Here is a 23,865-nt window from a genome sequence, read left to right on the forward strand (position 1 = left end):
GTATCGGAGGAGGCGACGCCCGGCGAGGAGCCGACGGATCCGCCCGGAAGGGGACGGCGGAGCTGTCCCGCGAAAGCACCGGATCAGTCCGGTAAACTGCTGACGCCTCGGTGGGCTCGACCAGAAGGGGGACCGTGGCCGCACTCGCGATCGGCGAGATGTTCGCCGATTACCTCATCGAGGGCGTGCTCGGCCGTGGCGGAATGGGAACGGTCTATCTCGCCCGCCATCCCCGGCTGCCGCGCCGGGTGGCACTGAAACTGCTCGACCGGGAGGTCTCCGCCGACCGCGAGCGCCGCCGCCGGTTCGATCAGGAAGCCGATATCGTTGCGCGCCTGGAACATCCGGGCATCGTGCGGGTCTACGATCGCGGCGCCGATGCCGGACACCTGTGGATATCCATGCAGTATGTGCACGGGACCGATGCGGCGCGGCTGGACCGGCGGGCTCTCACCACCGAGCGGGTGTTGCGCATCGTCACCGAAACCGCTGCGGCACTGGACTACGCGCACAGCAAGGCGGTGCTGCACCGCGACATCAAACCGGCGAACCTCCTTCTCGAGGCGCCCGAGGCCGGTCGCGCCGAACGAGCGGTCCTCACCGATTTCGGCATCGCCCGATTACAGGACGCCGACACCGAACTCACGGTGACCGGAACCCTCACCGCCACTCTCGCCTACGCCTCTCCGGAACAGCTCTCCGGCGAACCGCTCGACCATCGGTGCGACCAGTATTCCCTGGCCTGCACCCTGTTCACCCTGTTGTGCGGCCGGCCGCCGTATGCCGGAACAAACCCCGGGCAGGTGGTCGCCGGGCACATCACGAAACCGATTCCCCGGCTGACCGCGGTGCGATCGGACCTGCCGCCCGTCCTCGATCCGGTGCTGGCGCGGGCGATGGCGAAGCAGCCGCACGAGCGGTACGGCAGCTGTTCGGAATTCGTGACCCAGGTGCGGGAAGCGCTGTCCGGCAACGGGTCCGGTTCGGTGCGCGACAGGTATCGCGCCCCCGCTTCGACCGACATCCCGCACGCGGAGACCTATCACTCCGGGCCGCGCGGCGTGTCCAGGGCGAGTGGACACGCCCCGTGGGAGTCCACCTCCCGGTCGCAGCCGCCGGTGCACGAGCCCGCGGCGGAGCCGGCCGGGCGCCCGCCATCGCTGCTATCGGTGCACGGGCGGCCGCCGACCCCGCCGGGCCGGTTCGGAGTGGGGCGGCCGAAGGCGTGGATTCGGTGGGGTGCGGCTGCGGCGGTGGTCGTGATCGTGTCGGCCGCGGCGGTACTGGCCGTGGGGAAGTGGTCGAGCGGCGGTTCGGCCATCGGCCCCGGCTGGGGTACGAAGTACCAGCTGATCGCGGATAGCTTCCCCCGACTGGTGTCCGCCCGGCCGGGGGAGACCGGATGGCAGGCGACGAGGTGTGCGGTCGACCCGACGGCCGACGGCCGGACTGCCATCGCCTGCGACAACCCGGACCGGGATCTGCGCGTCGAGCTAGTCGATCTCGAGAATGGCGATGCCGCAACCGAATTCGCCGCAGACGCGAGTAAGCACAGCGGGGATCTGCTGGCGAAGCATCCGGGCTTCACCGATCCGCTGGATGTCGTGTTGCCGACGCCGGATGCGTCCGGTCCGCAGGATCTCTACACGCTGTTCCCCCAGGATGCGCAGCGCTCCCGATTCGTCCTCGGCCTGCGCTGGACCAAGCATGCGGCGCTGGAGATCTACGATCGCTGGTGGCCGCAGCTGCCGATGGGTGTCGCGGTGCCGGATGTGACAGCCTCGCCGGATGCGAAAGTCGCGGCGCCGGAGAACGCTCCGTGGTGCTACGCCACCCGGACCGCGACCGACGTCAACGACGACGCGCCCGGCGGCACCTCATCCGGCCCGGATGCGGTGCTGGGCTACGAATACGCGCAGTACGACACCCGAAGCGGTTCGGCGGCACGGGAATACGTCGCTCCCGAATCCACTGCGGTCCCGACCGCCGAAACCCTGCAGAGCCAGATCGACCAGGTCCCGGCCGGCACCCAGCACTGTGTGCACGTGACCGGGGGCGATGTCCCGGACCGCTACCGGGTGCAGGTCTTCGAACGCCGCCCCGACCGCGGTTTCCTCCACCGCGCCTACACCGCCATCACAACCACCCGTGACGGCCGGGTGTTCATCCGGGAAATCAGGAACTGATCCGGCACCGATCCAGGCTCGTTCGGGGTCTGGGCGGAGGAGGGCATTACGGCCATAGATCGCTGGTCCTGCGGCTCTTCACGGGTCGTCCCACAAGGCCCTAGCGTTGTCGGATGGCTGCACCCGAGCCGGTCGACGTCGAGCATCGCCACAGCAGGGGCGTATCCGCGCGGAGACGTATCGCCGATGCGCTGAGCTCCGGCGGACTACGTGCCGTGCGGATGTGGTGGCGAGAACCCACCGACTATCGCTGGCTGCTGAGCACGGTCCGGAACCAGGGAGCACTCGGCTTGCTGAAATTCCTTATCGGCACATCCAGCCTGGGCCTGAGCTTCGTCGCCCTCATGCTCCTGCTGTCGTCCGAGGGCCCGCACAGCGCGGCCGGCCGGGCGATTATCGGCCTGTTCGTCGTTGTGGCGCCGTTGGCGGCCCTGCGCTGGTATCTACTGCCCTGGCCGACCGCTTCGGTGTCGCTGGCGTTGATCGCGGTCGCGGATATCGCCATTACGAGCTGCAGCCTGCTGGTCTCCGGCCGCGTGGCGCTGATCAGCGAGACCATCCTCATCCTGACCGGTGGCTATCTCGCGCTCTTCCACAGCGCCAAGGCTCTCGCCGTGCATGCGGGGTGGTCGCTGTTCTCGGTGCTGCTGGTCACGGGACGAATGATGATCTATTCCGACTCGGATCGCGACGTCCCCCTTGCGATGGCCACCACACTGATCATGGTCCTCGCCGTCGTTTTCGTGCTGCCCACGCTGCAATTCTTCTATTGGGTGCTGCGCACGAACGCGTTGTCGGATCCGCTGACAACCCTGTTGAACCGGCGCGGACTCGATTACCACCTACCGAAAGTGTTCGCCCCCGGCGCGCCGATCTGCGCGATGGTCATCGACCTGGATCGATTCAAGGAGGTCAACGACACCTTCGGGCACCAGGAGGGCGACCGGGTGCTGGCCAGAATCGCGGCACGGTTGCGCGACACCGCCGACCCCGTTGCCACTATCGCGCGCACCGGTGGTGAGGAGTTCACGATCGTCGGTCCGCTGGACGCCGGAGCCGCTCGGGCGATGGCCGAGCGGCTGCGGCGGGCGGTCGAGAATTCGAGCGATGGCGCCGCGGTCACCGCCAGCATCGGCGTGGCGGTCGTCGACCACGGTGCAGCGACCGATGACGGTGTCTCGCCCGAGCGGCTTCTCAGCTTCGCGGACACCGCCATGTACCGGGCGAAACAACGGGGCGGCAATGCCATCGTCGTCCGCGAGCTGCGCGCACCTCTCACCTGAGCGGAAACCGGAGCCACGGCTGTCGCGGGTCGATCGTCGATCGATCGCCGCGCCGACCTCGTCGATCGCCGTGCGGATCAGCCGGCCGTAGCCGTCGTCGGCCAGCGCGCCGGCATGGTTGCGCGCCGCGGCGATGTGCTCCGCGGCGGCCGTGAACGAACCCAGCAGCCGGTAGTTGTCCGCGAGGTTCAGATGCAGCGACGGATAGAACCCGGCGATGTGCAGACTCGCGTGATGGCTCTGCACCCGCGCCTCGGTGAGGGCGTCGGCCGCGTCGAGCGCCCGTACGTCCCACACCAGTGCCCGGGCCGGATCGGCGTGGAGATCGGCCAGGTAGTGGGCGAGGGTGCATCGGTGCAGCGGATCACCGAGCGGTCCGATCGTCTCCCACAGTTCGGCGAGTTGCTTTCGGGCGGAGTCGGTTTCGCCCTGCCGGCCGCGCTCTACGGCCGCGCCGATGGCCGCCATGATCGGGTCGTGGGTAACGGTGTCGGTCATGATTCCTCGAAGTGGACGGGGGCGACGGGCATCGCCACGGTGGTGAGGTCGCCGTCGTCCGCGGATCGGATGACGACGGGCTGCTTCGGACCGGCGATGTCGATCATCACGTCCGGGCCGATGGAGGCGCCGATCGCCGGGTAGAGGGTGGTGATGTCGAAGGTGAGCTCGACATCCGGTCCGGTGACCGCGGCCGAAACCTGTTCGGTCGCATCGGAACCGGTCCCGGCGAGCGCAACCGTCCCGGTGTGGACGCACAGCCGGATGTGGCGTGCGCGCAGCGATTCCACCGCCCGGACGAGTGCGTCCCTCGGCGTCACGACGCGCGTGCGGGCGTTGTCGATGGAACCCAGCAGCATACGGTGGTCGGGAAACGGCCCCGGCAGGATGCGGCACGTCCCGGCCGGCGACTCGCCGGCCCGGAACCGGACCGAATGCGGTCCGGCATCCAGCCGGACCTGGTGGTGGCGGCGGATCCGCGGCACGGCCAGCCGCAGATCGTCACCGTCGACGGTCGCGGCCCATTCGGTCGAACTCGGCCGCTCGGGGACGAGGGTGCGGGTGGCGAGCCGGTAGCGGTCGGTGGCCGTGAGCGTCAGTGCCTCCGCCGAGACCTCGACGTGGACTCCGCTGAGGACGGGATGCTCCGGTTCGTGCACGGTCGCGGCGAGTATCTGCTCGACCGCCGTCGCGAAGACGGGACCGCTGACCGTCGCGACCGCCCACCCGCGCCCGGTGCCGAGCGTCGCCTTGATCTCGGCGGCGCGGCCCCGAGCCCGCCGCACCTGCTGTTCCAACCCGGCGACGTGCTCGTCGATGAGCTGTCCCGCGCTCTCGCCCTCGGCCGCCAGCACCGCCGCGATCGTGTCCAGCGGCATACCGATCTCGCGCAAACCGCGGATCGCCACCGCCCGTTCCAGTTGGTCGTCGGCGTAGTACCGGTATCCCGACACCGGATCCACGATCGCCGGCGGTAGCAGTCCGGAGTCGGCGTAGAATCGCAGTGCGCTCGCCGTGAGCCCGCTGGCCCGCGCGAACGCTCCGATCGTCACCATTCCGGATTCCGCCACCGCCCCATCATGAAGCTTCAGCCGACCTGAAGGTCAAGAGCGGTGGACTCCACGAGCGGTGGCTCGACCTCACCGCCGGAAGATGCGCGAATGCGCCGACACGAGTGCGTGCGGGCAATGCGGCCGGCCGCGGGGTGCGGGTGCGAATCCGTCGAAGCGCCGCGGCGGGGCCGGTGCGCGCAGCGTCACCGTCGACGTCCACGGCCGGGCCGGCATCTCCATCCGGCACGCGACGTTCCAGCCGAACGGAATCGCATGGGCGCGTTCTCCGTGTTCTTCCAGGCGATCGGTGACCTCGGCCAGCACGTCCAAGGTGTCGGCGAGATGGGTCAGCACGTCGGCCTGATCGGCGGCGACGGTGAAACGACTGCCGCCCGCCACGCAGAACGGACTGCCGGCGAGTACGACGAAGGATGCGTCGCTGTCGACACACAGTCGCCGGACCGCGCGCACGGCGTCACCGCTGATAGGGCAGTCGCCGGGTTCGACGACGATCCGCACCAGCAGGCAATCGAAGAATCGCCGCGGTACTCCCACGGCGGCGGAAGGCAGTTCCACCGCACACGGGCCGGCGTCGACAGGTGTGTATTCGAAACTGCGCCAACGGCTTCCGGTAATTCTCATGGCCGCGCTCGCCTCACGGTGCGGCCGGCGTGTTCCGCTCGACGCCGCAGAGGGTGTAGCAGAACACGAACGGCTCGGTACCGTCGTTGAACCAGGCGTGCGGGGCGCCGTGCTGCACAACGCAATCGCCCGGTCGCAGTGCCACATCCTTGCCGTCGCCGATCCGCAGGCGGCCCTCTCCGCTGAGCACCACCACGAAGTCGACGCTCTCGGTGGCATGCACGCCGGGACGAGCCGGGTCGAAAGCGGCCATCATGCCCGGCAACTTCTGCTCCGCCTCGGCCGCCACCGCCGCCATCTCCGCCTCGGACAACTCGGCGTCGGGCTCGTAACTCAAACCGGGTGGGACGGAGATGAATCCGAAGCGCACTCCGCCGGGGCCGGGAAAGTAGCTGGTGTCGACGTCGGACGGCATCCGGTCCACGGGAAGTGTGGGCAGTTCGTCGACCTCCCACATCCGATGAAGTTGCGTCCCCGGCAGCAATGCCAGCGTCAGCGGCTCGACGTCTTCGTCGGAAAGTATTGTGCCCTGTCCGGCGCCGTCGTCCCCGACCACGATCCTGCGCATGAAAACCTCCTGATCCTCATCCATTCCGCGCTGATCCGGACCTGTATTCCGCCGTCGTGCAGCCCGTTTCCGGATATCAGCTCTCCGGCACGGTAGCGAGCGCCGGGGCGTGCCCACATGTCCTGAAACGCACGGACATTGTCCATGTGCGCAGAATCGGAAAACCGGCAATGATATCCACGATGACCATTGCCGAATCGGAGACGACGAGTGCGATCGAGCCGCACGAGCGGGTCGATTACTGGGCTCATCTGATCAGCTCGTATCAGTGCGCGCTGGGCTACCGGTTCCCGACTTCCGCGGATTTCCGCGGCCGGACCTCGCTACGCCGTACCGAGTCGTATCAACTCGTCGGCTGGGAATCCGATGCCGTCAGCTATTTCCGGAGTCCGCGGCTCATCCGCGCCGACCCCGACCACGACTATCGTTTGCTCGTACCGATCACCGGGACCCTGGCCTTCCGCCACGGTGACGACACCGGTTCCTTGCCGCCCGGCAGTGCGTGCCTGGTCTCCACCGACGAACCCTTCGAGATGTCGATGTGTGAGGGCTCGCACGGGCTCATTGTCACGATTGCGCGTGAGGACATCCGGCACCGTCTCAACCGGCGGGAGCCGCCGCCGCGGCCGCTGAACCTCAGCACCGGAATCGGCGGCGTCGCCGGAGCGGTGGCCGGCACCCTGTACACCGAGCGCGCCGCGCTCACCGACCACCAATTCGACGCGGTCGCAGAACAATTGGTGGATCTGCTGTGTATGCAGATTCTCGGGGAATCGCCGAGTGCGCCCGCGCAGCTGGCACAGGTGGAGGCGAGTGCCCGGCGCTATATCCGCACGCATGCGGGCGATCCGGAGCTCACCGGCGCGCGCGTCGCGGCGGCACTCGGCTGGTCGCTGCGCCAGCTGCAACTCGCCTTCAGTCAGGCCGGAACCACGCCGAGCGAGGTCATCCGGGAGCAGCGGCTGCAGATCGCCCGCGACCGCTTGCGGAATCCGGCCTACCGGCAGCGCAGCGTCGCCGATATCGGCGCGGATTTGGGATTCGGTTCGGCCAGTAGTTTCACCAAGGCGTTCCGCCGCCGCTTCCACACCACCCCCGGTCAGGTGCGCGCCTGACTATTCCGGTTGTCCGCCGGAATGCCGACGGCCCGCCTCCGTGCATGGGTCGGGGGCGGGCCGGAGGTTGCGGAGCGCGGCTCAGTGGAAGATGCCGCCACCTTGAGTGGCGGACCCGGCCGACCCCGTCACGAACAGGTTCATGATGTTGGTGAAGACGCTGTTCGAGTTCACTGTGCCGGCGGAGTTGGAGTCGATCAGGGCGATAAAGGCGTTCATGAACTGCTTCCTCGTGCATCATGGGTCGCGGACCCGGTTGGTTGTCCTGCCGTGCTCAGCGCAGTGAAATGAAGCTTAACCAAAATCCGGTGAATCTGAACAACCTTCTTTTCGGATTCTTCGGACACTCCTGCCGGACCGCATGGCGGCGTGCTGTGGACATGTTTCCTCGTGCAGAGTAAAAGTGGAACACGTTTCAATTCTGGGTGCGACAGGAGACGCGATGGACCACGCTGCCATGGGCGAGCTGGTGATGGCCGGATTTCAGAAGCTGGGATTCATCCGGTTCGCGGGGGTGGAAGGGGTGGAATATCTGCCCGGCCGCAATGTGGTGAGCATGGCGCCGAAGCCGGAACACCTCAACCACAACGGCGACGTGCATGCCGCGATCCTGTTCGGCCTCGCGGAGACGGCCGCGATGGGCGCCTCCATTTCCGGCATCGTCGACCTGATGGGCGAGACGTTCATCGTCGCGCGCGACGGCCGGATCGAATATCTGGCCCGGGCCAAAGGGGAGGCAGGCCCGTTCCGCGCCACCTCGGAGTTGCCTGCGGCGGAACTGGAACAGGCCCGCGCTGAAATCGCCGCGCAGCAGCCGGTGGAACTGGCGATGCCGGTCGACATCACCGACAGCACCGGCAAGTCGGTCGCCGCGGCGACGTTCACCGCGGTGATCCGCCCCCGCCGCACATAGCCGCGCCGCGCACAGGCGGGCAGTGAATGAGATTCAGCGCTCGCTGTCCAGCATGGCCATCTGCGGGGCGGCGTAGCGGTCACCGGCGACCGCTTCGGCGGGCGCCGCCGCCTCGATCGCGGCGACCTCCGACTCCGAGAGCCGAATATCCAGTGCGGCAACGGCTTCGGACCAGCGGTCCACGCGACGCGCGCCGATCAGCGGGACGATGTCGGTGCCCCGGGTCAGGACCCAGGCGATCGCCAGCTGTGCCACACTCACGCCGTGCCGGTCGCCGATCTCCGCCAGCGCCGAGACCAGCCGGAGATTGGTGGTGAGGTTCTCGCCCTGGAATCGCGGGCTGTGGGCGCGAAAATCGTCGGGGTCGAAGGTCTGGTTCGCGCGCAGGGCGTCGCTCAGCAAGCCCCGCGAGAGCACGCCGTAGGCGGTGATCCCGATGCCGAGTTCCCTTGCCGTGGGCAGGATTTCGCGCTCGATGCCCCGGGTGATGAGGGCGTACTCGATCTGCAGATCGACGATCGGCGCCACTGCCGCCGCACGCCGCAGGGTCTGCGCGCCGACCTCGGACAGTCCGATGTGGCGCACATAGCCGGCCTGCACCATCTCCGCGATCGCGCCCACGGTGTCCTCGATCGGTACCGCCGGATCCAGCCGTGCGGGACGGTAGATGTCGACGTAGTCCACTCCCAGCCGCTGCAGCGAATAGTGCAGGAAGTTGCGCATCGCCTCGGGGCGCGTGTCGACGCCGCCGAAGCTGCCGTCCGGACCACGCAGCGCGCCGAATTTCACGCTCAGCTGATAGTCGTCGCGTGGGCGCTCGGCGAGGGCCCGGTGAATCAGCATTTCGTTGTGTCCGGCGCCGTAGAAATCGCCGGTGTCGACGAGGGTGGCGCCGGAGTCGAGAGCGGCGTGGATGGTGGCGATGGATTCGGTCTCGTCGGATTTCCCGTAGGCGCCCGACATACCCATCGCGCCGAGACCGATACGTCCGACCTTCGGGCCCGTCGCGCCCAGTTGTGTCTGCTCGATAGTCATGCTCGAATCCTGCGCCTCGATCCGAAGCCTTCGGCAGAGATCGTTTATCGGGGGATCGGCGATCCCTGGCTGCGGCCGTCGCGCCGGGGCACAGTGGAGTGATGGATCGCGATGAACTGGCCGATTTCCTGCGGCGCCGGCGCGAACAACTTCAGCCCGCCGATGTGGGACTGCTGCCCGGCACCCGTCGCCGGACTCCCGGCCTGCGTCGCGACGAGGTCGCCCTGCTCGCCGGGATGTCCACCGACTACTACACCCGCCTCGAACAGTCGCGCGGCCCGCGGCCCTCGGTGCAGGTTCTCGGCGCACTAGCCCGTGCGCTGCGGTTCACCGACGACGAGCGCGACCATCTCTACCACCTGTGCGGCCATGCGGCGCCCCATCGTGGCGGCGGCGACCGGCACGTCGGACCCGGGCTGCTCTACCTGCTGGACAAGCTGGAGGACACGCCCGCCTGCGTGGTGTCGGATCTCGGCGAGATCCTCGCGCAGAACCGCATGCACATCAACATGATGGGTGACCACACCCGCTTCACCGGCATGGATCGCTACCTGCTGTGGCGGTGGTTCACCGATACGGCCGGCCGGGAGACGTTCCCCGACGCCGACTGGGACCGGCTGACCCGCCGGCACGTCGCCGATCTGCGGGCGACCGCCGCGCGGCGGGCGGGCGACCCCGACGTGACGGAACTGGTGACGAGGCTGCGGGCGGTCAGTCCCGAATTCGAACGGCTGTGGTCGGTGCACGAGGTGGCGGTCCGGATCAGCGATGCCAAGCGGATCCGGCACCCGCAGGTAGGGCTGCTCGACCTGGTCTGCGAAACGCTGGTCACGCCGAATGCCGCCCAGCATCTGCTGGTCTACTATCCGCGCCCCGGCACCGACGCCAAGGAGCGGCTGGAACTGTTGCGCGTCATCGGAACCCAGACCATGACCGACGAGACCGATTCGGGCAGCCCGGTTTTCGACCGGAGCTGATCAGCGGGGCGGGAAGGTGCGGCGGGTGCGCGGTCGCAACCGCAGGTTGGGCAGCGGCGGCGCCGGAATGCGTTGCTGCGGAGTATGTCCTGCGACATCGCCGAAGCGTTCGGTGTCGTGCTTCTCCCATGCGGTGCGGGCGGCGTTGATCTCGTCGTGGCTGCGGCCGACGAAATTCCACCACATCACCAGATCCTCGCCGAAGGGCGAGCCGCCGATCAGCACCACCCGCGCACCGGATTCGCTGCGCAGCCGCAGTTCGGCGCGGTCACTGCCCAGGTACAGCAGCGGACCGGGTTCGGCGAGTACGCCGTCGACGCGCACCTCACCCGACATCACCAGTACCGCGTGCTCGAATTCGGGTGTCAGCGGCAGATGTGCGTCCGCGCCCGGGCCGACGGTGATGCCCGCGCCGACGATCGGGGAGTAGGTGATCGCCGGTGAGCGCACATCGCCGAGCGAGCCGATGAGCACGGTCGCGCGCAGTCCCGGACGGGCGAGCACGGGCAGCTCGCGATGCTGCTCGAAGTGCGGTGCGATATCGCGGTGCGCATCCGGCAGGGCGATCCAGAACTGCAGCCCCTGTCCGGCGGGCGCACCGGGCACCGTGTACTCCGAATGCGCGATACCGCGCCCGGAGGTCATCAGATTCAGCTGTCCGGGTTCGATCTCCACATCGGATCCGACGCTGTCGCGATGACGGATCCGGCCGTCGAACGGCCAGGTCACCGTCTGCAATCCGATGTGTGGATGGGGATCGATATCCGGCGGCAGCCGATGCGAGGTCTCGGTCGAACCGAAGTGGTCGAGAAAACACCAGGCCCCGACCGTCGGCAGATCGCGCTGGGGCAGTACCCGCATCACCGTGACGCCGCGCACGCCGCCCAGTGGCACCTCCCGCGCCGGATAGAAATCCGCCCGCGGACCGGGCGCCGGCGACGATTCGCACAGCGCCTCGGCGGGATTCGCCTCGAGATCGCTCATCGGCCACCTCCGGTCCGGGGTCACCGCTGATGCCGGGCGCGGTTACCGCTGAATGCCTTTGCCCACTACGTGAGCATCGTAGTCCGGGTGCTTGTCGAGCCAGCTCTTGATGAACGAACAGCGGGGCACGATCGCCCGGCCGCGGTCGATCGCGTCCACGATCGCGTGCTGCGCCAGCGTGCCGGCCAGGCCCTTCCCGCTGAACTCCGAATCCACCTCGGTGTGGATGAAGGTGGTGTCCTCGCCGTTGTCGCGATATTCGGCGAATCCGGCGAGTTTGTCGCCGTACCACACCTCGTAGCGGTGCTGCGCGTCGTTGCGGACGACTGCTGCGGTCGCGGCCTGATCGATCATCGGGTTACTCCTTCCGTTCCCGCACCGGATGCCTGCTCATGATCGACACGCGATTGAACGCGCCGATGGTCGTGGCGACCCAGACGATCACCGAAACCTGTTCGTCCGACAGTTGTTTCCGCGCATGGGCGTACACACGTTGCAGGGTGTCCTCATCGGGCAACGTGGTGGTCGTCTCCGCGAGTGCGAGGGCGGCGCATTCGGACGGGGTGAACAACTCGGTACGCCGCCAGGCCGGCAACACGTCGAGTTGCTGTCGGGTCACGCCGGCCTTCAGCGCTGCCTGGGAGTGCAGATCCAGGCAGTACGCGCATCCGTTGATCTGCGAGACGCGCACGTTGACCAGCTCGACCAGTGAGCGGTCGAGACCGGCGGCCGCGGCCGCGTTGCGGACGGCCAGTGCGACGCTGTTGAGCGCACGGAAGGACTCGGGACTCTGTTTGTCGATCCAGATGCGGGCATCGGCGGCGGGGGTTTGCATAGCGGAGGCATCCTAACCGTGCGCTGCGTCACCATGCGCGGGATGTATGCGACGTCACGCGGGTTCAGATGTGTTGCATGGCAGCCACTCTGCCCTCGTAGAAGCCGATCTTGTGGTCCAGCACGGCGAGTGTGCGGTGCAGGTCCTCGATCTGGGCGAGCACGCCCTCGCGGGTTTTGCGGAACATCTCCAGCCGCTCCGGGGTGGTGTTGTCACCGGCGCGCACCAATTCGGCGTAGTGGACCATATCGGCGACCGACATCCCGGTGGCGCGCAGACAGCTGATCAGATGCAGCCAGCTCAGATCCCGATCGCTGAACCGGCGCTTGCCACTGGAATCGCGGCCGATGTAGTCCATCAGGCCGATTCGCTCGTACCAGCGCAGAGTGTCGCGGGTGAGGCCGGACCGCTCAGCGACATCGCCGATCGAATACTTGGGGCGCTCGTAATCGTCGGTGTGCTCGAGCGGATTCGCCGTGGTTGCCGTCATCGCCCCTCGCCTTTCTGAGCCGCTTCTTCGTGAGCCGCTTCCCGACCCGCACTGCCTTCGCCGGATCTGCGCTTCGACAGTACCCACTTGGAGTGCACTCCATGCAAGCCCGAGCGCATCGGAGCGCGCCGCTCGGGCTCGACTCGGTTGCGGCTCAACCCCGCCGCGGCAGTTCCTGCACGGCCCACTTGTTGCCGTCCGGATCGGCGAAATAGGTGAACAGGCCCCAGCCCTCGTCCTTGACCGGCGTCGCCTCCACGCCGGCGGCCACCAGCTGTCGATAGGCCTGCTCGGCGCTGGAGACCACCATCTGCATACCGACCACGCTGCCCGGCGCGGCGTCGGTGATGCCCCTGCCGATGCAGATCGAACACCCCGAGCCCGGCGGAGTCAGCTGCACGAACCGGATGTCGTCGGTCGGGCTGGCGTCGTGATCGGCGTTGAATCCGATGCTCGTGTAGAAGTCCTTCGCCCGGTCGACGTCGGTGACCGGGATGGCGACGAGTTCGATTTTCCAATCCATGTGAGGAGCATCTCATCGACCACCGACAACCCGGGTTGCCGGACAATTCGGGCGCAACCCGCGCCGAGCACCTACTCTGAGTACATGGCCAAGGAAATCGATCGGGTCCGGGCGCGGTCGGCGCTGGAGACGGTCAAGGAAAGCCCGTTCATCGCCCTCGTCGTGGCGGTCCCGGTGATCGCCGTACTGGGCGTCGTCTGGGCGCTGACGAACTGGTTCGTCGCGTTGCTGGTGCTCGTGCTGCTCGGCGCGGTCGTCGTCGTGCGCGGCAAATTCCTACGCTGACAAGTCTTTTCGAGAACAGAGCGTCAGCGCGGCACGTGGAACCGGACCAATTCACCGGTGCCCGGGTCGGCGCGTGACCACGGCCGGTCGAATTCCAGCACCGCCAGTGCGGAGGTCGGGAATTTGCGGCTGAGCTCCTCCGCCGGCAGTGAGGCGCGATTGGCCGCCAGCTCCCACGCCGTCCACGGCATCCCCGGCGAGTGACCGATCAGCAGCAGCGTCTCCACCTCGTCGCCGGTCAACTGGATCAATTCGATCAGGGCGTGCGGCGTGGCCTCGTAGATCGAATGCTCGTAGACGACCGGCGCGTCGATGCCGGTCGCGGCGAGCGTTTCGCGGGTCCGGACCGCGTCCGAACAGCACACGGCGTCGATCGCCGGCTGGGTCTCACGCAGCCAGGTTCCGGCCAGCGCCGCCTCGCGCCGCCCCCGGGGCGCCAGCGGCCGATCGTGGTCGTCGACACCGGGCGGATATGCGGATTTACCGTGTCGCATCAGGATCAGCGTCCGCGCCATGAGCAATACCGTAGCGCCGTAGTAAGTAAACGGTGTTATCTAAATCGCTCTCCGATGAGAGATGTAACTCACTCTCGAGGCACACTGAAGGTAGTGTCACATGTGGGGGCCAACCGGCAACCGGTGATGCACGCCCTGTCCAAACCCGGGTGGGGACGTCCCATGATGTTTCGAGGATCTGCGAGATATGGCCTACGTGATCACGCAGCGTTGTTGCAACGACGCAAGCTGCGTTCCCGAGTGCCCGGTCGATTGCATTCGTCCCACTCCGGAGCAACCCGAGTTCGCGACGACCGAGCAGCTGTACATCGACCCCGACACCTGTATCGACTGTGGTGCGTGTGTGGATGCCTGCCCGGTGGAGGCCATCTTCTCCGAGGACGATCTGACGGCGTCGCTGGCCCGTTTCCGCGATATCAACGCCGCCTACTTCCAGCGCCACCCCCTGGAATCGAATTTCGACCCGCTGGTGACCCCGGCGCGCCCGCCGAAGGAGCTGGGCACGTTGCGGGTGGCGATCGTGGGCGCCGGTCCGGCGGCCTGCTACGCCGCCGACGAGCTGCTGCGCCGCGCCGATGTCGAGGTGGAGATGTTCGATCGGCTGCCCACGCCGTGGGGTTTGGTGCGTGCCGGTGTGGCCCCGGATCATCCGGGAACCAAGTCGGTGTCGTCGATGTTCGAGAGCGCGTTCCGTCGTGACACCCTGCAGTACCGGCTCAATGTCGAGGTGGGTAAGCACATCTCGCACGAGGAACTGCGGGCCCATCACCACGCGGTGATCTACGCCGTGGGCGCGTCGGCCGATCGTCGCCTGGACGTGCCCGGTGAGGATCTGCCCGGCAGCCATTCGGCGACCGAGTTCGTGGCCTGGTACAACGGCCACCCCGACTACGCCGAGCGCAGTTTCGATCTGTCCGGTGAGCGCGTGGTGATCGTGGGTAACGGCAACGTCGCCCTCGACGTCGCGCGCGTGCTGACGCTGTCGGCGGAGGAGCTGGCCAAGACCGATATCGCCGACCACGCCTTGGACGCGCTGCGCTCGAGCAATATCCGTGAGGTCGTGGTGCTGGGCCGGCGTGGCCCGCTGCAGGCCGCCTACACGTCGGCGGAATTCCTGGCGCTGGGACACCTGAAGGGCGTCGATGTGATCATCGACCCGGCCGATCTGGAGTTGGATCCGGAGAGCCGGGCGCTGCTCGACGACCCCGATATCGAGCCCTCGCTGCGGCTGAAGTACGAACTGGCCCAGGAATACGCGGCCGAGGCCCCCAACCCGGACAACAAGCGCATCGTGTTCCGTTACCTGGCTTCCCCGACCGAGATCCGCGGCGAGGATCACGTCGAGGAGCTCGAGTTCGTGCACAACGAACTGGTGACCGAGGACGGCCGCGTCGTGGCGCGGGCGTCGGATCGCACCGAGACGCTGCCGGCGTCGATGGTGTTGCGGTCCATCGGCTATCGCGGTGTTCCGATCGCGGATCTGCCCTTCGACGAGCGCGCCGGGATCGTGCCCAACGAGCACGGCCGCGTGGTCGCCGACGGCGCTCACGTCACCGGCGTCTACGTGTCGGGCTGGATCAAGCGCGGTCCGCGTGGCGTGATCGGTTCCAACCGCGTCGACGCCACCGAAACCGTGGAACAGCTGCTCGAGGATTTCACCTCCGGCAAACTGGCTGCCCCGCAAGGAGATCGGGCCGCACTCGAGGCTCTGCTCGCACAGCGCCAGCCGGACGCCGTCGGCCGCGAGGGCTGGAAGGCCATCGACGCCGCCGAGAAGAGCGCCGGCAAGTCCAGCGGTCGGCCGCGGGTCAAATTCACCACCATCGAGGATCTGCTCAAAGCCGCACGCGGCTGAACACCGGTGCTTCCGGACCCTGCCGCGCGGGAGGGTCCGGAAGTCGGCGGGGCTTGTTCGCGAACTCTCCGCTATCCGCACTCAGGTCGGTAACGCGCCGATCCGCACGGTGGTGGTGATGGTGCCGCCGACCATGAACCACAGCCGCAGCACCGGCTGGCCGTTGCGGTCACCGGGCTCGTAGCGGCTGCGCACGCTGATGTGCTGACGGGCCAGCACCGGCGCCACATATTCGATCACCGCGCGATGCGGCCCGGCCACCAGCTTCGGGTAGTCCACCAGGAAGTGCTCCACCGCCTGCCAGTACATGGCGTTGTTGACGTGGTTGAACTGGTCGATATCGGTCGCGCGCACCGGGAACGTCAGATCGGTATCCGATTCCGGCGGCACCGCATCGGTCAGCCACGGCCGCCAGCGCAGCCGATGTTCGTCGGTGGTCCGGGCCAGATGCGCCAATCCCTGGTCGCTGATCCGGGTCGGCATATTCGTCGACTCGTTGATATTGATCCAGAAGCCCTCGGTCTCGATCAGGCCGCCGCTGTCGCTGATGATCCGCACCCGCATATTCGTCCACCGGGTCGACATCGCCGAACACCAGCGCCGCAACTGCACCCGATCCGGCCAGACGATCGGACGCACCACGTCGATGACGGTGCGGCGCACGATCCACGCCGGGTCGGTGCGGTGGAAGAACGTGCTGTGCAACTCTTCCCACGCGATGTCTTGCAAATATCGAGCCACGGCGTCGAGCCGCAGCCGGCTGTAGGGATCTACATCGCCAGCCCGGATGGGCCACGCCGAGGCGAAGCCCATGCCCTCCTGGGGAAGCGGGGCGAGTGGCTGATCGAGTGACACTGGTGCTCCTCGCGCTGCACGGTGTGCCGCGTACTTCATGCGGTGCTTCTTGTGACATGACTTTACGGGGCGCAGGTCACACTGTTACGCCGAGATGGCTCTATCCATACGTAGCAAATGTCCAGTTGTGTCGCGGCCACCGGCGTTCCGGCCGCCGATCAGTAGCCGACGTAGCCGCCGCCACCGGAGACCGCGGAAACTCCCGGCACATTGCCGAGCGAACCGTAGCGGTCGATCGAGTAGCGCGTGGCGGCGACGATGTTGTCGACCGGATTCCAGATATCGGTGTGGCCCGGCGCCGCGTGGGCGTTGAAGGTGCTGTCGATGCACTGCATCAGACCCTTCGACGGGTGACCGGCCGCCGCATTGCTGTCCCAGTTGTTGATCGCGTTGGGATCGCCGCCGGATTCGTGCTCGATGATGAGCGCGATGGCGTTCTCGTCGATCGATTCCGGGGGATAGCCCATCTCGATCAGGACCTGCTTGGCCTGGGCGATCCACTGCTGCACATCACCGGACGGATGGGCGGTCGGCGGCGGACCGCTGGACGGGCCGTTGTAGCTGCCGCCGCCGTAGCTGCCGCCGCTGTAGGAGGTGGTGCCGCCGCCGTGGTGGGAGTTGCCCATCAGGCTGGAGGACGCCGGGCTGCCCGAATGGCTCGCGACCGGTGTGGCGGTCGGGGCAACGGGCGGCGCCGCCGCGGCGGGTGCGGTGGGAGCGGGTGGCGCCGGAGGTGCGGCGCCCGCGCCGGTGACGGGATCGCCGAGCGCGACCGAAGCCGTGTCGACCGTGGTTTTGGCTTGATTGAGCGCGTCGATTGCCGAGGTGGCGACGCCTTGCGCCTGGGACAGGGCGTGCTGAATCGCCACTTGCTGGTTCAAGGCGTCGATGTTCTCCACCAGGATTTCCTGCTGAAGTTTGGCGTCGCTGAACAGGTCTTCGCCGTGCGGGCCCTTCTTGTTGTCACGAAGCCATTGGATGCGGTCGGTCGCCGAGACGGTGCCGTCGTCGTTGACCTTGAACGCCGGTACGCCGGGACTCGGCGGGGTCTCGGCGATGTTCTTCAACCGTGCCACTTCGGCTTTCGCGTGTATCAGGTTCTCGACCTGTTGGTTCAACGCCGTCTGCAACCCCAGCACCGCCTGACTCACCGCCGAGGCACGTCCCTTCTCCAGTTGCATGCGCCCGTCGGCGGCTTGGGCTGCGCCGCCGCCCCATTGCTGTTCATGGCCGAGTTTTTGAGTGCTGTCGACGGCGGTGATGACGGCTTGGTCGAGGTCTGCGGAGAGTTTGGCGGCGGCGGTGGCGGCGGCGGTGAGTTTTTCCGGTGCCCACTTTTCGACATCGCCGATGGTCAATGCCGCGCCGGTCATGCGCGGATGCCGATCTTGTTCAGATCATCGCGCAGCTGCTGGTCGGTATCGATGATGACCTTGCCGGCCTGCTCGACGGTGTCGGCGATACGCGTGACGCGCGAACCGATTCGCTTCAACGCGTTCTCGACCGAATCCTTGGCGCCGGTGCAGGCCGCGTCCCAGCCGGTGCCCGGGAGCGCGCCGGCGGCGCCGGCCAGTCCGGAGTCGAGTTTGCCGATGGCATCGGACTCGTCACGCAGGGTTTTCGCGAAACTTTGCAGGGCCGCGGGATCGATCTTCATCGCGTTCGCGGGTGGATCGTTGGGACCGGCCATGAGAAATCCCCCTCTTCGCTCATTTCAGCGGGCCCAAGCGTAGCAAATCGGGGACCTGTGGACAGGGGTGCGCGAAGATCGGTTAACTTGTGGGAAAGCAGCCGCGGACAGAGAGGTCGTTTCATGCGCGCAGCCCAGGTGAGCAAGCTCGAGGGGCCCGAATCCATCGAGGTCGTGGACATCCCCGAACCGGCGGAATTCCCCGGTGGGGTGGTGATAGACGTCCATGCCGCGGGGGTGGCGTTTCCGGATGTGCTGATGACGCGTGGGCTCTACCAGATGAAACCCGAACTGCCGTTCGTGGTCGGCGGCGAGGTGGCCGGGATCGTGCGCTCGGCGCCCGAGGATGCGCGGGTGCGGGCGGGTGACCGGGTGGTGGCACTGACCATGCTGGGTAACGCGGTCGCCGAAACGGCGGTGACCGCGAAGGAGATGGTGTTCCGGCTGCCGGACAACATTTCCCTCGAAGCGGGTGCGGGAATTCTCTTCAACGATCTGACCGTGCACTTCTGCCTGCGCCACCGGGGCCGGCTGGCCGAGGGTGAGACCGTGCTGGTGCATGGTGCGGCCGGTGGCATCGGCACCTCCACCCTGCGCATGGCGAAGGCGCTGGGCGCGAGCCGGGTGATCGCCGTGGTGAGTACCGAGGAGAAGGCCGAGGTCGCGCGTGCCAACGGCGCATCCGATGTGGTGCTGACCGACGGCTGGCTGGCCGCGGTGAAGGAATTGACCGGCGGGCGTGGCGTCGACATCGTGCTGGATCCGGTCGGCGGCGACCGGTTCACCGACAGCATTCGCTCGTTGGCTCCGGCCGGCCGGTTGCTCGTGGTCGGCTTCACCGCGGGCGAGATCCCCACCGTGAAGGTGAATCGCTTGCTGCTCAAGAACGTCGAGGTGGTGGGCGCCGCCTGGGGCGAATGGGTGATGACCCATCCGGGTTATCTGCAGGAGCAGTGGGACGAGGTGGCGCCGCTGCTGGAATCGGGCAAGATCGCGGCGCCGCAGCCCGTGCTGTACCCGCTGACGGAGACGGCCGCCGCAGTGGCCGCGCTCGACAACCGTTCGGCGAAGGGCAAAATCGTCGTCACCGTCCGCTGAGCGGGGCCTCGTTCGGCACCGCTGGATGTCGGTGCCGGGCCGTAGGGTGGGCGCATCATGAAACTGTCCGACCGGATTCTGAATCGCACCCTGCTGGCCCGGCAGTACCTGCTACAGCGGTCCCCCGGTGCCGGTCCCTCAGCTGTGTGAACATCTGGTGGGGTTGCAGGCCCAGGACGTGACGCCGCCCCTACGCCGGATTGTGGAGCCGCATCAGCGATTTCGACCCGGCGGCGGCCTCGGCCGGACTCGAGAACCGTTCGCTGGTGCGAATCACCTTGATGCGCACCACGATTCACCTGGGCCGGTATCTACAAGATCTTCGCCGACAAGTCGGCGGCGCGGTTGCGCATCGCACCGAGCCGGGAGTGGTCGGCGCGGGAAGCGGCCGAGGTCGCGGCGGAGGCCCGGGATCTGCTGGGTTTTCTGGAACCGAGCCTGCGGCCGGAAGTCGAGATCCTCTCGCCGAGAGCCGATCTCACAATCGGGAAGTAGCATCGCCGGGGCGGCGCAGGCTCAGGGCGTCGAATTCCGGTATGCCGGAGCCTTGCTCGTCCCGGCCGGAGTGAGCGTGCGCAGCAGTGGCAGCGTGCGATGCGCGACCACCGTGGACAGCACGATCACGCTGTGCGAGCGCACCACCGCGGCGCTGCGGTCGATACTCAGCAGTACCGCCTGCAGGCCCGAATGCGAATCGGCGCCGATGCGGCACAGGACATCGCTGGAACCGGTGGTCGCGTAGGCCTCGAGCACGCCGGGAATGGCGTCCAGATCGGTGGTCACCGCGTCCAGTGCGCCCTGGGCGATCTCCAGACTCACGAAGGCTTGCACGTCGAATCCGGCGGCGGTGACGTCGACCCGCGGATCGTAGGAGGCGATGACCCCGGCCTCCTCCATACGCGCGATGCGCGACTGGACGGTCGCCCGCGCCACCCGGGTGCGTCGCGACAGTTCGAGCACGCCCGCCTTCTGGTACTCGTGCATGGCGGTGAGGATCGCCAGATCCAGTTCGTCCAGTTTGGCGGGGGTGCGCGTCATCGTCGTCTCCTGTATTCGGCCCGGCGCCGCGCCACCGGGCGAGACCGGGTACAGCTATTCAAATTGTCCAGCACTCGGCGGCATATGGTGACCAATTACGCCAGGGTGTCTACCCGAAGTCCTCGATGTTGCTCAGGACCTGGGCTCGGAGATTATCTGGATGCATGACAATCGAGGACATCTCCCGCAGCACCCGGCCCGCGGTGGCGAGCGATGCGGAGTTGCGCCGGCTGGTCGGTCTGGTCGACCACGATCCCGGTGCGGATCCGTTTCCCGTCCTCGGATGGGACGCGCTGGTGTGGGTGGTCGGCAACGCGACCCAGTTCGCGCACTATCTGCAGGCCTTCGGGATGGCGCTGGAGGCCTATTCCGGACCGGAGACCGGCAACCGTGATCACAAGTCCTACGTTTTGCGCAGCGGCAGTGCGCGATTCGTGGTGTGCGGGGCGGTGGATCCGGCCAGTCCGCTGGTCGCCCACCACGACCGGCACGGTGACGGCATCGTCGATATCGCGCTCGAGGTGCCCGATGTGGACCGCTGCATCGCCCACGCCCGGCGACAGGGCGCGCGGATTCTGGTCGAGCCGCACGACGAGTCCGACGAATTCGGCACGGTCCGCACGGCTGCCCTGGCCACCTACGGCGAAACCCGCCACACCCTCGTCGACCGGTCGCGCTATCACGGTCCGTATCTGCCGGGATATGTCGCGCGCCGTTCGGATTATCAGCCGCGGGTGCCGCATCGGCTGTTCCAGGCCGTGGACCATGTCGTGGGCAATGTGGAGCTCGGGCGGATGGACGAGTGGGTGGAGTTCTATCGGCGCGTCATGGGCTTCACCGATATGGCCGAATTCGTCGGCGACGATATCGCCACCGAATACTCGGCGCTGATGAGCAAGGTCGTGGCCAACGGCAACCACCGGGTGAAATTCCCGTTGAACGAACCTGCGGCCGGGCGCAAACGCTCACAGATCGACGAATACCTGGAGTTCTACGGTGGCCCCGGCGTCCAGCACATCGCGCTGGCCACCGGCGACATCCTGGGCACCGTCGACGCCCTGCGCCGGGAAGGCATCGAATTCCTCGACACCCCGGACACCTATTACGACGACCCCGAACTGCGCGCCCGCATCGGCCACGTCCGCGTTCCCGTACGACAACTGCGATCGCGCGGCATCCTGGTCGACCGCGACGAGGACGGCTATCTGTTGCAGATCTTCTGCAAACCCCTCACCGACCGCCCCACCGTGTTCTTCGAATTGATCGAGCGGCACGGCTCGCTGGGCTTCGGAAAGGGCAACTTCAAGGCCCTGTTCCAGGCGATCGAGAGGGAACAGCACGCACGCGGAAATCTGTGATCGGGCGCCCGCCCTCAGATCGGCGGCCGCAACCGCGCAGACGCCGCTACGGCCTGGCCGACCCGACCGCCGAGTAGATGGGGCAACGCAGCGGACAGCACCTGCGCCGCCGATAACATAGAGTGCCTTTCATGCGATTGACGGCGGCGATTGTCACCGGGACGGCTCTCGCGGCGCTGCTGGCGGGCTGCGGGTCGGGGGATGATTCGGGCAGCGATTCTCCGTCGGTTCGCCCGCCCGCGAAGGTCGCGGCGCTGGGTCCGTTCGTGGGGGAGTGCGGGCATGTCACCGATGACGAGGTCCGGAATCTGGGTGGGCTCGGTCAGATCTCGCAGGTGTTCAAGAATTCGGTCGGCTGCAATTGGCAGGCGGGCGGAATCGGCGGGCCGAGTGTGACGTTCGCGTCGTATCGGGGCAGTCCGATCGGGCGGGAGAAGGCGTGGGTGACCGCGCAGGGCCGCAATCCGGAGTCGATCGAGGTCGGCGGCCATCAGGGTTTCCAGGATGCGAGTCCGGACGGCACCATCTGTGATTTCGCGGTGCAACTGGGGGACGACTTCTTCGAATGGTCGACTTCGGCCGGCGCGTTCGGGACGCCTTCGGCGACGCCGTGCGACAAGAACCGCAAATTGGCCGAACTGACCGTGCAGCGTCTGAAGTGAGGGCGGCTGAAATGAGCAACGGCATACGTGCCCAGGGGCGCGTCCGGAGCGGTATGCGGGCGAGTGCGATCGCGGTCCTCGCGCTCGCGATCGGTGTGACAGTCGGCGGCTGCGGGCGCACGGTCCCGGGGACTGCGTTGCCGGCGGGTAGCGGCGGCGGGGTGAACATGAACTTCGACAAGTTGCTGCGCGAATGCGAGGTCGTCAAGCAGGAGGACATCGCCAAGGCGACCGGCGCTCAGGACGCGCAGGGGTCGTTCAACGGCGCCGTATGCATGTGGGATCTGTCGGGCACGCCCGGCGGCGACGGTATGGCCACGCTGAACTGGTACGAGATGGGTTCGCTCCCGAACGAGAAGGCCAACAACGATCGGCTCGGCTACACCACCACGGATGTGAACGTGCAGGGCCGGCGCTCGCTGCAGGTCCAGCGGCCGGGCGATCCGGATTCGTGCGGTGTGATGGCGCCGGCCGCGGACACCGGGATCATCGGCTGGTGGGTGAACTACCGTCCGGGTGGTCATCCGGATCCGTGTGCAGGGGCGAAGAAGCTGGCGGAGTTGACCTTGAACCTGGCGCGCTGAGCGAATGTCGTTCGGCGCGCGGGGTCTTCGCGCGGTGTCGCCGGACGGGGGCCGGCGATCGTCGCCTCGCCACCCCGGCCGCGCCGCGCGGGTGGTCTCGAGAGATAGTGAAATCGCATAGCCGGTGGTGGGTCGGGGCCTGCGGACCCCACTTTTGCCCCTCGCCGCGCCGACGGGTATCGTGGATCGCTGTGCCCGGAAGCGTGCGGGCAGGTTTGTGCGTAGAACGTAAGCCAGCGAGAGCGGCCGACCGTTTCAGCGTGCCCGGAAAAGTAGGCATGTACTGCGCGCGACACGCCCGACCTCGGGGCGCGTGGAAACGCGATCCGGGCAAGTGGTGACAGCTCTATGACGTCGGTGTGAACTCCGGGGAATCGGGGCAGCACCGCCGACAAACAGACATCGAAGAGTTCCAGACACCTGGTTACTGAATAAGGAAAGCCGGTATATGCCAACCATCAACCAGCTGGTCCGCAAGGGTCGTCGCGACAAGGTCGCCAAGACCAAGACTGCGGCCCTGAAGGGGAGCCCGCAGCGTCGTGGCGTGTGCACCCGCGTGTACACCACGACCCCGAAGAAGCCGAACTCCGCGCTGCGTAAGGTCGCGCGTGTTCGCCTGACCAGCGCGGTCGAGGTCACGGCTTACATCCCGGGCGAGGGTCACAACCTGCAGGAGCACTCGATGGTGCTCGTTCGCGGTGGTCGTGTGAAGGACCTCCCCGGTGTGCGCTACAAGATCATCCGCGGCTCGCTCGACACCCAGGGTGTGAAGAACCGCAAGCAGGCCCGCAGCCGCTACGGCGCCAAGAAGGAGAAGAGCTGAT

28 protein-coding genes are annotated in these 23,865 nt (G+C 67.3%); 13 read left to right on the forward strand and 15 right to left on the reverse strand.

Annotated features, from left to right (window positions below; genetic code table 11):
• The first annotated feature begins 134 nt into the window (after positions 1 to 134).
• Together C5E41_RS34400 and C5E41_RS09295 are read left to right on the forward strand one after the other, a co-directional pair.
• Positions 135 to 2,186 carry a serine/threonine-protein kinase gene (locus C5E41_RS34400; protein ID WP_258080857.1) on the forward strand — a complete coding sequence of 684 codons (2,052 nt, stop codon included), beginning with the start codon at positions 135 to 137 and terminating at the stop codon, positions 2,184 to 2,186.
• A gap of 113 nt (positions 2,187 to 2,299) precedes the next feature.
• On the forward strand, positions 2,300 to 3,469 hold the full coding sequence (locus tag C5E41_RS09295) for a GGDEF domain-containing protein (RefSeq protein ID WP_104375444.1): 1,170 nt from the start codon (positions 2,300 to 2,302) through the stop codon (positions 3,467 to 3,469).
• Positions 3,470 to 3,963: 494 nt separating this feature from the next.
• On the opposite strand, the gene C5E41_RS09305 is transcribed toward C5E41_RS09295, so the two are convergent.
• The 3 genes from C5E41_RS09305 to C5E41_RS09315 all read right to left on the reverse strand — a co-directional run bounded on the left by C5E41_RS09305 (position 3,964) and on the right by C5E41_RS09315 (position 6,229).
• Positions 3,964 to 5,037: a MerR family transcriptional regulator gene (locus tag C5E41_RS09305; protein ID WP_104375445.1), complete on the reverse strand. Its 1,074-nt coding sequence runs from the start codon at positions 5,035 to 5,037 to the stop codon at positions 3,964 to 3,966.
• 69 nt (positions 5,038 to 5,106) lie between these two features.
• A complete protein-coding gene (locus C5E41_RS09310; RefSeq protein WP_146097507.1) occupies positions 5,107 to 5,661 on the reverse strand; it encodes a hypothetical protein in 555 nt (184 codons plus the stop codon).
• Between the two features lie 13 nt (positions 5,662 to 5,674).
• Complete coding sequence (locus C5E41_RS09315) at positions 5,675 to 6,229, reverse strand: cupin domain-containing protein (RefSeq protein WP_181063175.1); 555 nt, start codon at positions 6,227 to 6,229, stop codon at positions 5,675 to 5,677.
• Positions 6,230 to 6,411: 182 nt separating this feature from the next.
• Here C5E41_RS09315 and C5E41_RS09320 point away from each other — a divergent pair, with 182 nt between their 5' ends.
• Positions 6,412 to 7,344: an AraC family transcriptional regulator gene (locus tag C5E41_RS09320; protein WP_181063176.1), complete on the forward strand. Its 933-nt coding sequence runs from the start codon at positions 6,412 to 6,414 to the stop codon at positions 7,342 to 7,344.
• 81 nt (positions 7,345 to 7,425) lie between these two features.
• On the opposite strand, the gene C5E41_RS33765 is transcribed toward C5E41_RS09320, so the two are convergent.
• On the reverse strand, positions 7,426 to 7,563 hold the full coding sequence (locus C5E41_RS33765; protein WP_157110960.1) for a hypothetical protein: 138 nt from the start codon (positions 7,561 to 7,563) through the stop codon (positions 7,426 to 7,428).
• Between the two features lie 223 nt (positions 7,564 to 7,786).
• Here C5E41_RS33765 and C5E41_RS09330 point away from each other — a divergent pair, with 223 nt between their 5' ends.
• Entirely contained in the window at positions 7,787 to 8,257 is a 471-nt protein-coding gene (locus tag C5E41_RS09330) for a PaaI family thioesterase (protein ID WP_104375450.1), read from the forward strand.
• A 33-nt stretch (positions 8,258 to 8,290) separates the two neighbouring features.
• Here the strand turns inward: C5E41_RS09330 and C5E41_RS09335 are convergent, their stop codons facing one another.
• Complete coding sequence (locus C5E41_RS09335; RefSeq protein WP_104375451.1) at positions 8,291 to 9,292, reverse strand: aldo/keto reductase; 1,002 nt, start codon at positions 9,290 to 9,292, stop codon at positions 8,291 to 8,293.
• A 101-nt stretch (positions 9,293 to 9,393) separates the two neighbouring features.
• Here C5E41_RS09335 and C5E41_RS09340 point away from each other — a divergent pair, with 101 nt between their 5' ends.
• On the forward strand, positions 9,394 to 10,269 hold the full coding sequence (locus tag C5E41_RS09340) for a helix-turn-helix transcriptional regulator (RefSeq protein ID WP_104375452.1): 876 nt from the start codon (positions 9,394 to 9,396) through the stop codon (positions 10,267 to 10,269).
• On the opposite strand, the gene C5E41_RS09345 is transcribed toward C5E41_RS09340, so the two are convergent.
• From C5E41_RS09345 to C5E41_RS09365, 5 genes are all read right to left on the reverse strand, one after another.
• Positions 10,270 to 11,253: a pirin family protein gene (locus tag C5E41_RS09345; protein WP_104375453.1), complete on the reverse strand. Its 984-nt coding sequence runs from the start codon at positions 11,251 to 11,253 to the stop codon at positions 10,270 to 10,272.
• Between the two features lie 42 nt (positions 11,254 to 11,295).
• Entirely contained in the window at positions 11,296 to 11,607 is a 312-nt protein-coding gene (locus C5E41_RS09350) for a GNAT family N-acetyltransferase (RefSeq protein ID WP_062964931.1), read from the reverse strand.
• 4 nt (positions 11,608 to 11,611) lie between these two features.
• Positions 11,612 to 12,088: a carboxymuconolactone decarboxylase family protein gene (locus tag C5E41_RS09355; protein WP_104375454.1), complete on the reverse strand. Its 477-nt coding sequence runs from the start codon at positions 12,086 to 12,088 to the stop codon at positions 11,612 to 11,614.
• A gap of 64 nt (positions 12,089 to 12,152) precedes the next feature.
• Positions 12,153 to 12,578, reverse strand: a complete 426-nt coding sequence (locus tag C5E41_RS09360) for a MerR family transcriptional regulator (protein ID WP_104375455.1) — start codon at positions 12,576 to 12,578, stop codon at positions 12,153 to 12,155.
• Positions 12,579 to 12,732: 154 nt separating this feature from the next.
• The gene (locus C5E41_RS09365; protein ID WP_104375456.1) at positions 12,733 to 13,101 is read right to left on the reverse strand and encodes a VOC family protein; all 369 of its coding nucleotides are present in this window, start codon (positions 13,099 to 13,101) and stop codon (positions 12,733 to 12,735) included.
• An 84-nt stretch (positions 13,102 to 13,185) separates the two neighbouring features.
• On the opposite strand from C5E41_RS09365, the gene C5E41_RS09370 reads away from it, so the two are divergent.
• Positions 13,186 to 13,386: a hypothetical protein gene (locus C5E41_RS09370; protein ID WP_104375457.1), complete on the forward strand. Its 201-nt coding sequence runs from the start codon at positions 13,186 to 13,188 to the stop codon at positions 13,384 to 13,386.
• Between the two features lie 23 nt (positions 13,387 to 13,409).
• Here C5E41_RS09370 and C5E41_RS09375 read toward each other — a convergent pair whose 3' ends face one another.
• Positions 13,410 to 13,901: a SixA phosphatase family protein gene (locus tag C5E41_RS09375; protein WP_104375458.1), complete on the reverse strand. Its 492-nt coding sequence runs from the start codon at positions 13,899 to 13,901 to the stop codon at positions 13,410 to 13,412.
• 187 nt (positions 13,902 to 14,088) lie between these two features.
• Here C5E41_RS09375 and C5E41_RS09380 point away from each other — a divergent pair, with 187 nt between their 5' ends.
• On the forward strand, positions 14,089 to 15,756 hold the full coding sequence (locus C5E41_RS09380; RefSeq protein WP_104375459.1) for an FAD-dependent oxidoreductase: 1,668 nt from the start codon (positions 14,089 to 14,091) through the stop codon (positions 15,754 to 15,756).
• An 81-nt stretch (positions 15,757 to 15,837) separates the two neighbouring features.
• Here the strand turns inward: C5E41_RS09380 and C5E41_RS09385 are convergent, their stop codons facing one another.
• From C5E41_RS09385 to C5E41_RS09395, 3 genes are all read right to left on the reverse strand, one after another.
• Entirely contained in the window at positions 15,838 to 16,611 is a 774-nt protein-coding gene (locus C5E41_RS09385; RefSeq protein ID WP_181063177.1) for an acyl-[acyl-carrier-protein] thioesterase, read from the reverse strand.
• Between the two features lie 158 nt (positions 16,612 to 16,769).
• Positions 16,770 to 17,984: a transglycosylase SLT domain-containing protein gene (locus tag C5E41_RS09390; RefSeq protein ID WP_104375461.1), complete on the reverse strand. Its 1,215-nt coding sequence runs from the start codon at positions 17,982 to 17,984 to the stop codon at positions 16,770 to 16,772.
• Entirely contained in the window at positions 17,981 to 18,301 is a 321-nt protein-coding gene (locus C5E41_RS09395) for an ESX-1 secretion-associated protein (RefSeq protein ID WP_104375462.1), read from the reverse strand. Before C5E41_RS09395 ends, C5E41_RS09390 begins: the two co-directional genes overlap by 4 nt.
• 123 nt (positions 18,302 to 18,424) lie before the next feature.
• Here C5E41_RS09395 and C5E41_RS09400 point away from each other — a divergent pair, with 123 nt between their 5' ends.
• Together C5E41_RS09400 and C5E41_RS33235 are read left to right on the forward strand one after the other, a co-directional pair.
• The gene (locus C5E41_RS09400) at positions 18,425 to 19,399 is read left to right on the forward strand and encodes an NADPH:quinone oxidoreductase family protein (RefSeq protein ID WP_104375463.1); all 975 of its coding nucleotides are present in this window, start codon (positions 18,425 to 18,427) and stop codon (positions 19,397 to 19,399) included.
• 200 nt (positions 19,400 to 19,599) lie between these two features.
• Complete coding sequence (locus C5E41_RS33235; protein WP_258080858.1) at positions 19,600 to 19,968, forward strand: winged helix DNA-binding domain-containing protein; 369 nt, start codon at positions 19,600 to 19,602, stop codon at positions 19,966 to 19,968.
• On the opposite strand, the gene C5E41_RS09410 is transcribed toward C5E41_RS33235, so the two are convergent.
• A complete protein-coding gene (locus C5E41_RS09410; protein ID WP_030517113.1) occupies positions 19,916 to 20,437 on the reverse strand; it encodes an Lrp/AsnC family transcriptional regulator in 522 nt (173 codons plus the stop codon). The genes C5E41_RS33235 and C5E41_RS09410 overlap by 53 nt on opposite strands.
• A gap of 164 nt (positions 20,438 to 20,601) precedes the next feature.
• On the opposite strand from C5E41_RS09410, the gene hppD reads away from it, so the two are divergent.
• The 4 genes from hppD to rpsL all read left to right on the forward strand — a co-directional run bounded on the left by hppD (position 20,602) and on the right by rpsL (position 23,864).
• A complete protein-coding gene (hppD, locus tag C5E41_RS09415; protein WP_104375464.1) occupies positions 20,602 to 21,795 on the forward strand; it encodes a 4-hydroxyphenylpyruvate dioxygenase in 1,194 nt (397 codons plus the stop codon).
• Between the two features lie 131 nt (positions 21,796 to 21,926).
• Entirely contained in the window at positions 21,927 to 22,457 is a 531-nt protein-coding gene (locus tag C5E41_RS09420; protein WP_104375465.1) for a DUF3558 domain-containing protein, read from the forward strand.
• A gap of 11 nt (positions 22,458 to 22,468) precedes the next feature.
• Positions 22,469 to 23,041 carry a DUF3558 domain-containing protein gene (locus tag C5E41_RS09425; RefSeq protein WP_258080859.1) on the forward strand — a complete coding sequence of 191 codons (573 nt, stop codon included), beginning with the start codon at positions 22,469 to 22,471 and terminating at the stop codon, positions 23,039 to 23,041.
• Positions 23,042 to 23,489: 448 nt separating this feature from the next.
• Positions 23,490 to 23,864, forward strand: a complete 375-nt coding sequence (rpsL, locus tag C5E41_RS09430; RefSeq protein WP_014353064.1) for a 30S ribosomal protein S12 — start codon at positions 23,490 to 23,492, stop codon at positions 23,862 to 23,864.
• Position 23,865: the final 1 nt, after the last annotated feature.

This window comes from Nocardia nova, from assembly GCF_002933465.1.
GTDB classification, from domain to species: Bacteria; Actinomycetota; Actinomycetes; order Mycobacteriales; family Mycobacteriaceae; genus Nocardia; species Nocardia nova_B.

What these genes read in the sequence shown, in the direction of transcription:
- C5E41_RS09295 (WP_104375444.1), top strand. Translation starts at nt 2,300, where the DNA reads ATGGCTGCACCCGAGCCGGTCGACGTCGAGCATCGCCACAGCAGGGGC.
- C5E41_RS09310 (WP_146097507.1), bottom strand. Translation starts at nt 5,661, where the DNA reads ATGAGAATTACCGGAAGCCGTTGGCGCAGTTTCGAATACACACCTGTC.
- C5E41_RS09315 (WP_181063175.1), bottom strand. Translation starts at nt 6,229, where the DNA reads ATGCGCAGGATCGTGGTCGGGGACGACGGCGCCGGACAGGGCACAATA.
- C5E41_RS09320 (WP_181063176.1), top strand. Translation starts at nt 6,412, where the DNA reads ATGACCATTGCCGAATCGGAGACGACGAGTGCGATCGAGCCGCACGAG.
- C5E41_RS33765 (WP_157110960.1), bottom strand. Translation starts at nt 7,563, where the DNA reads ATGAACGCCTTTATCGCCCTGATCGACTCCAACTCCGCCGGCACAGTG.
- C5E41_RS09330 (WP_104375450.1), top strand. Translation starts at nt 7,787, where the DNA reads ATGGACCACGCTGCCATGGGCGAGCTGGTGATGGCCGGATTTCAGAAG.
- C5E41_RS09335 (WP_104375451.1), bottom strand. Translation starts at nt 9,292, where the DNA reads ATGACTATCGAGCAGACACAACTGGGCGCGACGGGCCCGAAGGTCGGA.
- C5E41_RS09340 (WP_104375452.1), top strand. Translation starts at nt 9,394, where the DNA reads ATGGATCGCGATGAACTGGCCGATTTCCTGCGGCGCCGGCGCGAACAA.
- C5E41_RS09345 (WP_104375453.1), bottom strand. Translation starts at nt 11,253, where the DNA reads ATGAGCGATCTCGAGGCGAATCCCGCCGAGGCGCTGTGCGAATCGTCG.
- C5E41_RS09350 (WP_062964931.1), bottom strand. Translation starts at nt 11,607, where the DNA reads ATGATCGATCAGGCCGCGACCGCAGCAGTCGTCCGCAACGACGCGCAG.
- C5E41_RS09355 (WP_104375454.1), bottom strand. Translation starts at nt 12,088, where the DNA reads ATGCAAACCCCCGCCGCCGATGCCCGCATCTGGATCGACAAACAGAGT.
- C5E41_RS09360 (WP_104375455.1), bottom strand. Translation starts at nt 12,578, where the DNA reads ATGACGGCAACCACGGCGAATCCGCTCGAGCACACCGACGATTACGAG.
- C5E41_RS09365 (WP_104375456.1), bottom strand. Translation starts at nt 13,101, where the DNA reads ATGGATTGGAAAATCGAACTCGTCGCCATCCCGGTCACCGACGTCGAC.
- C5E41_RS09370 (WP_104375457.1), top strand. Translation starts at nt 13,186, where the DNA reads ATGGCCAAGGAAATCGATCGGGTCCGGGCGCGGTCGGCGCTGGAGACG.
- C5E41_RS09375 (WP_104375458.1), bottom strand. Translation starts at nt 13,901, where the DNA reads ATGGCGCGGACGCTGATCCTGATGCGACACGGTAAATCCGCATATCCG.
- C5E41_RS09380 (WP_104375459.1), top strand. Translation starts at nt 14,089, where the DNA reads ATGGCCTACGTGATCACGCAGCGTTGTTGCAACGACGCAAGCTGCGTT.
- C5E41_RS09390 (WP_104375461.1), bottom strand. Translation starts at nt 17,984, where the DNA reads ATGACCGGCGCGGCATTGACCATCGGCGATGTCGAAAAGTGGGCACCG.
- C5E41_RS09395 (WP_104375462.1), bottom strand. Translation starts at nt 18,301, where the DNA reads ATGGCCGGTCCCAACGATCCACCCGCGAACGCGATGAAGATCGATCCC.
- C5E41_RS09400 (WP_104375463.1), top strand. Translation starts at nt 18,425, where the DNA reads ATGCGCGCAGCCCAGGTGAGCAAGCTCGAGGGGCCCGAATCCATCGAG.
- C5E41_RS09410 (WP_030517113.1), bottom strand. Translation starts at nt 20,437, where the DNA reads ATGACGCGCACCCCCGCCAAACTGGACGAACTGGATCTGGCGATCCTC.
- hppD (WP_104375464.1), top strand. Translation starts at nt 20,602, where the DNA reads ATGACAATCGAGGACATCTCCCGCAGCACCCGGCCCGCGGTGGCGAGC.
- C5E41_RS09420 (WP_104375465.1), top strand. Translation starts at nt 21,927, where the DNA reads ATGCGATTGACGGCGGCGATTGTCACCGGGACGGCTCTCGCGGCGCTG.
- C5E41_RS09425 (WP_258080859.1), top strand. Translation starts at nt 22,469, where the DNA reads ATGAGCAACGGCATACGTGCCCAGGGGCGCGTCCGGAGCGGTATGCGG.
- rpsL (WP_014353064.1), top strand. Translation starts at nt 23,490, where the DNA reads ATGCCAACCATCAACCAGCTGGTCCGCAAGGGTCGTCGCGACAAGGTC.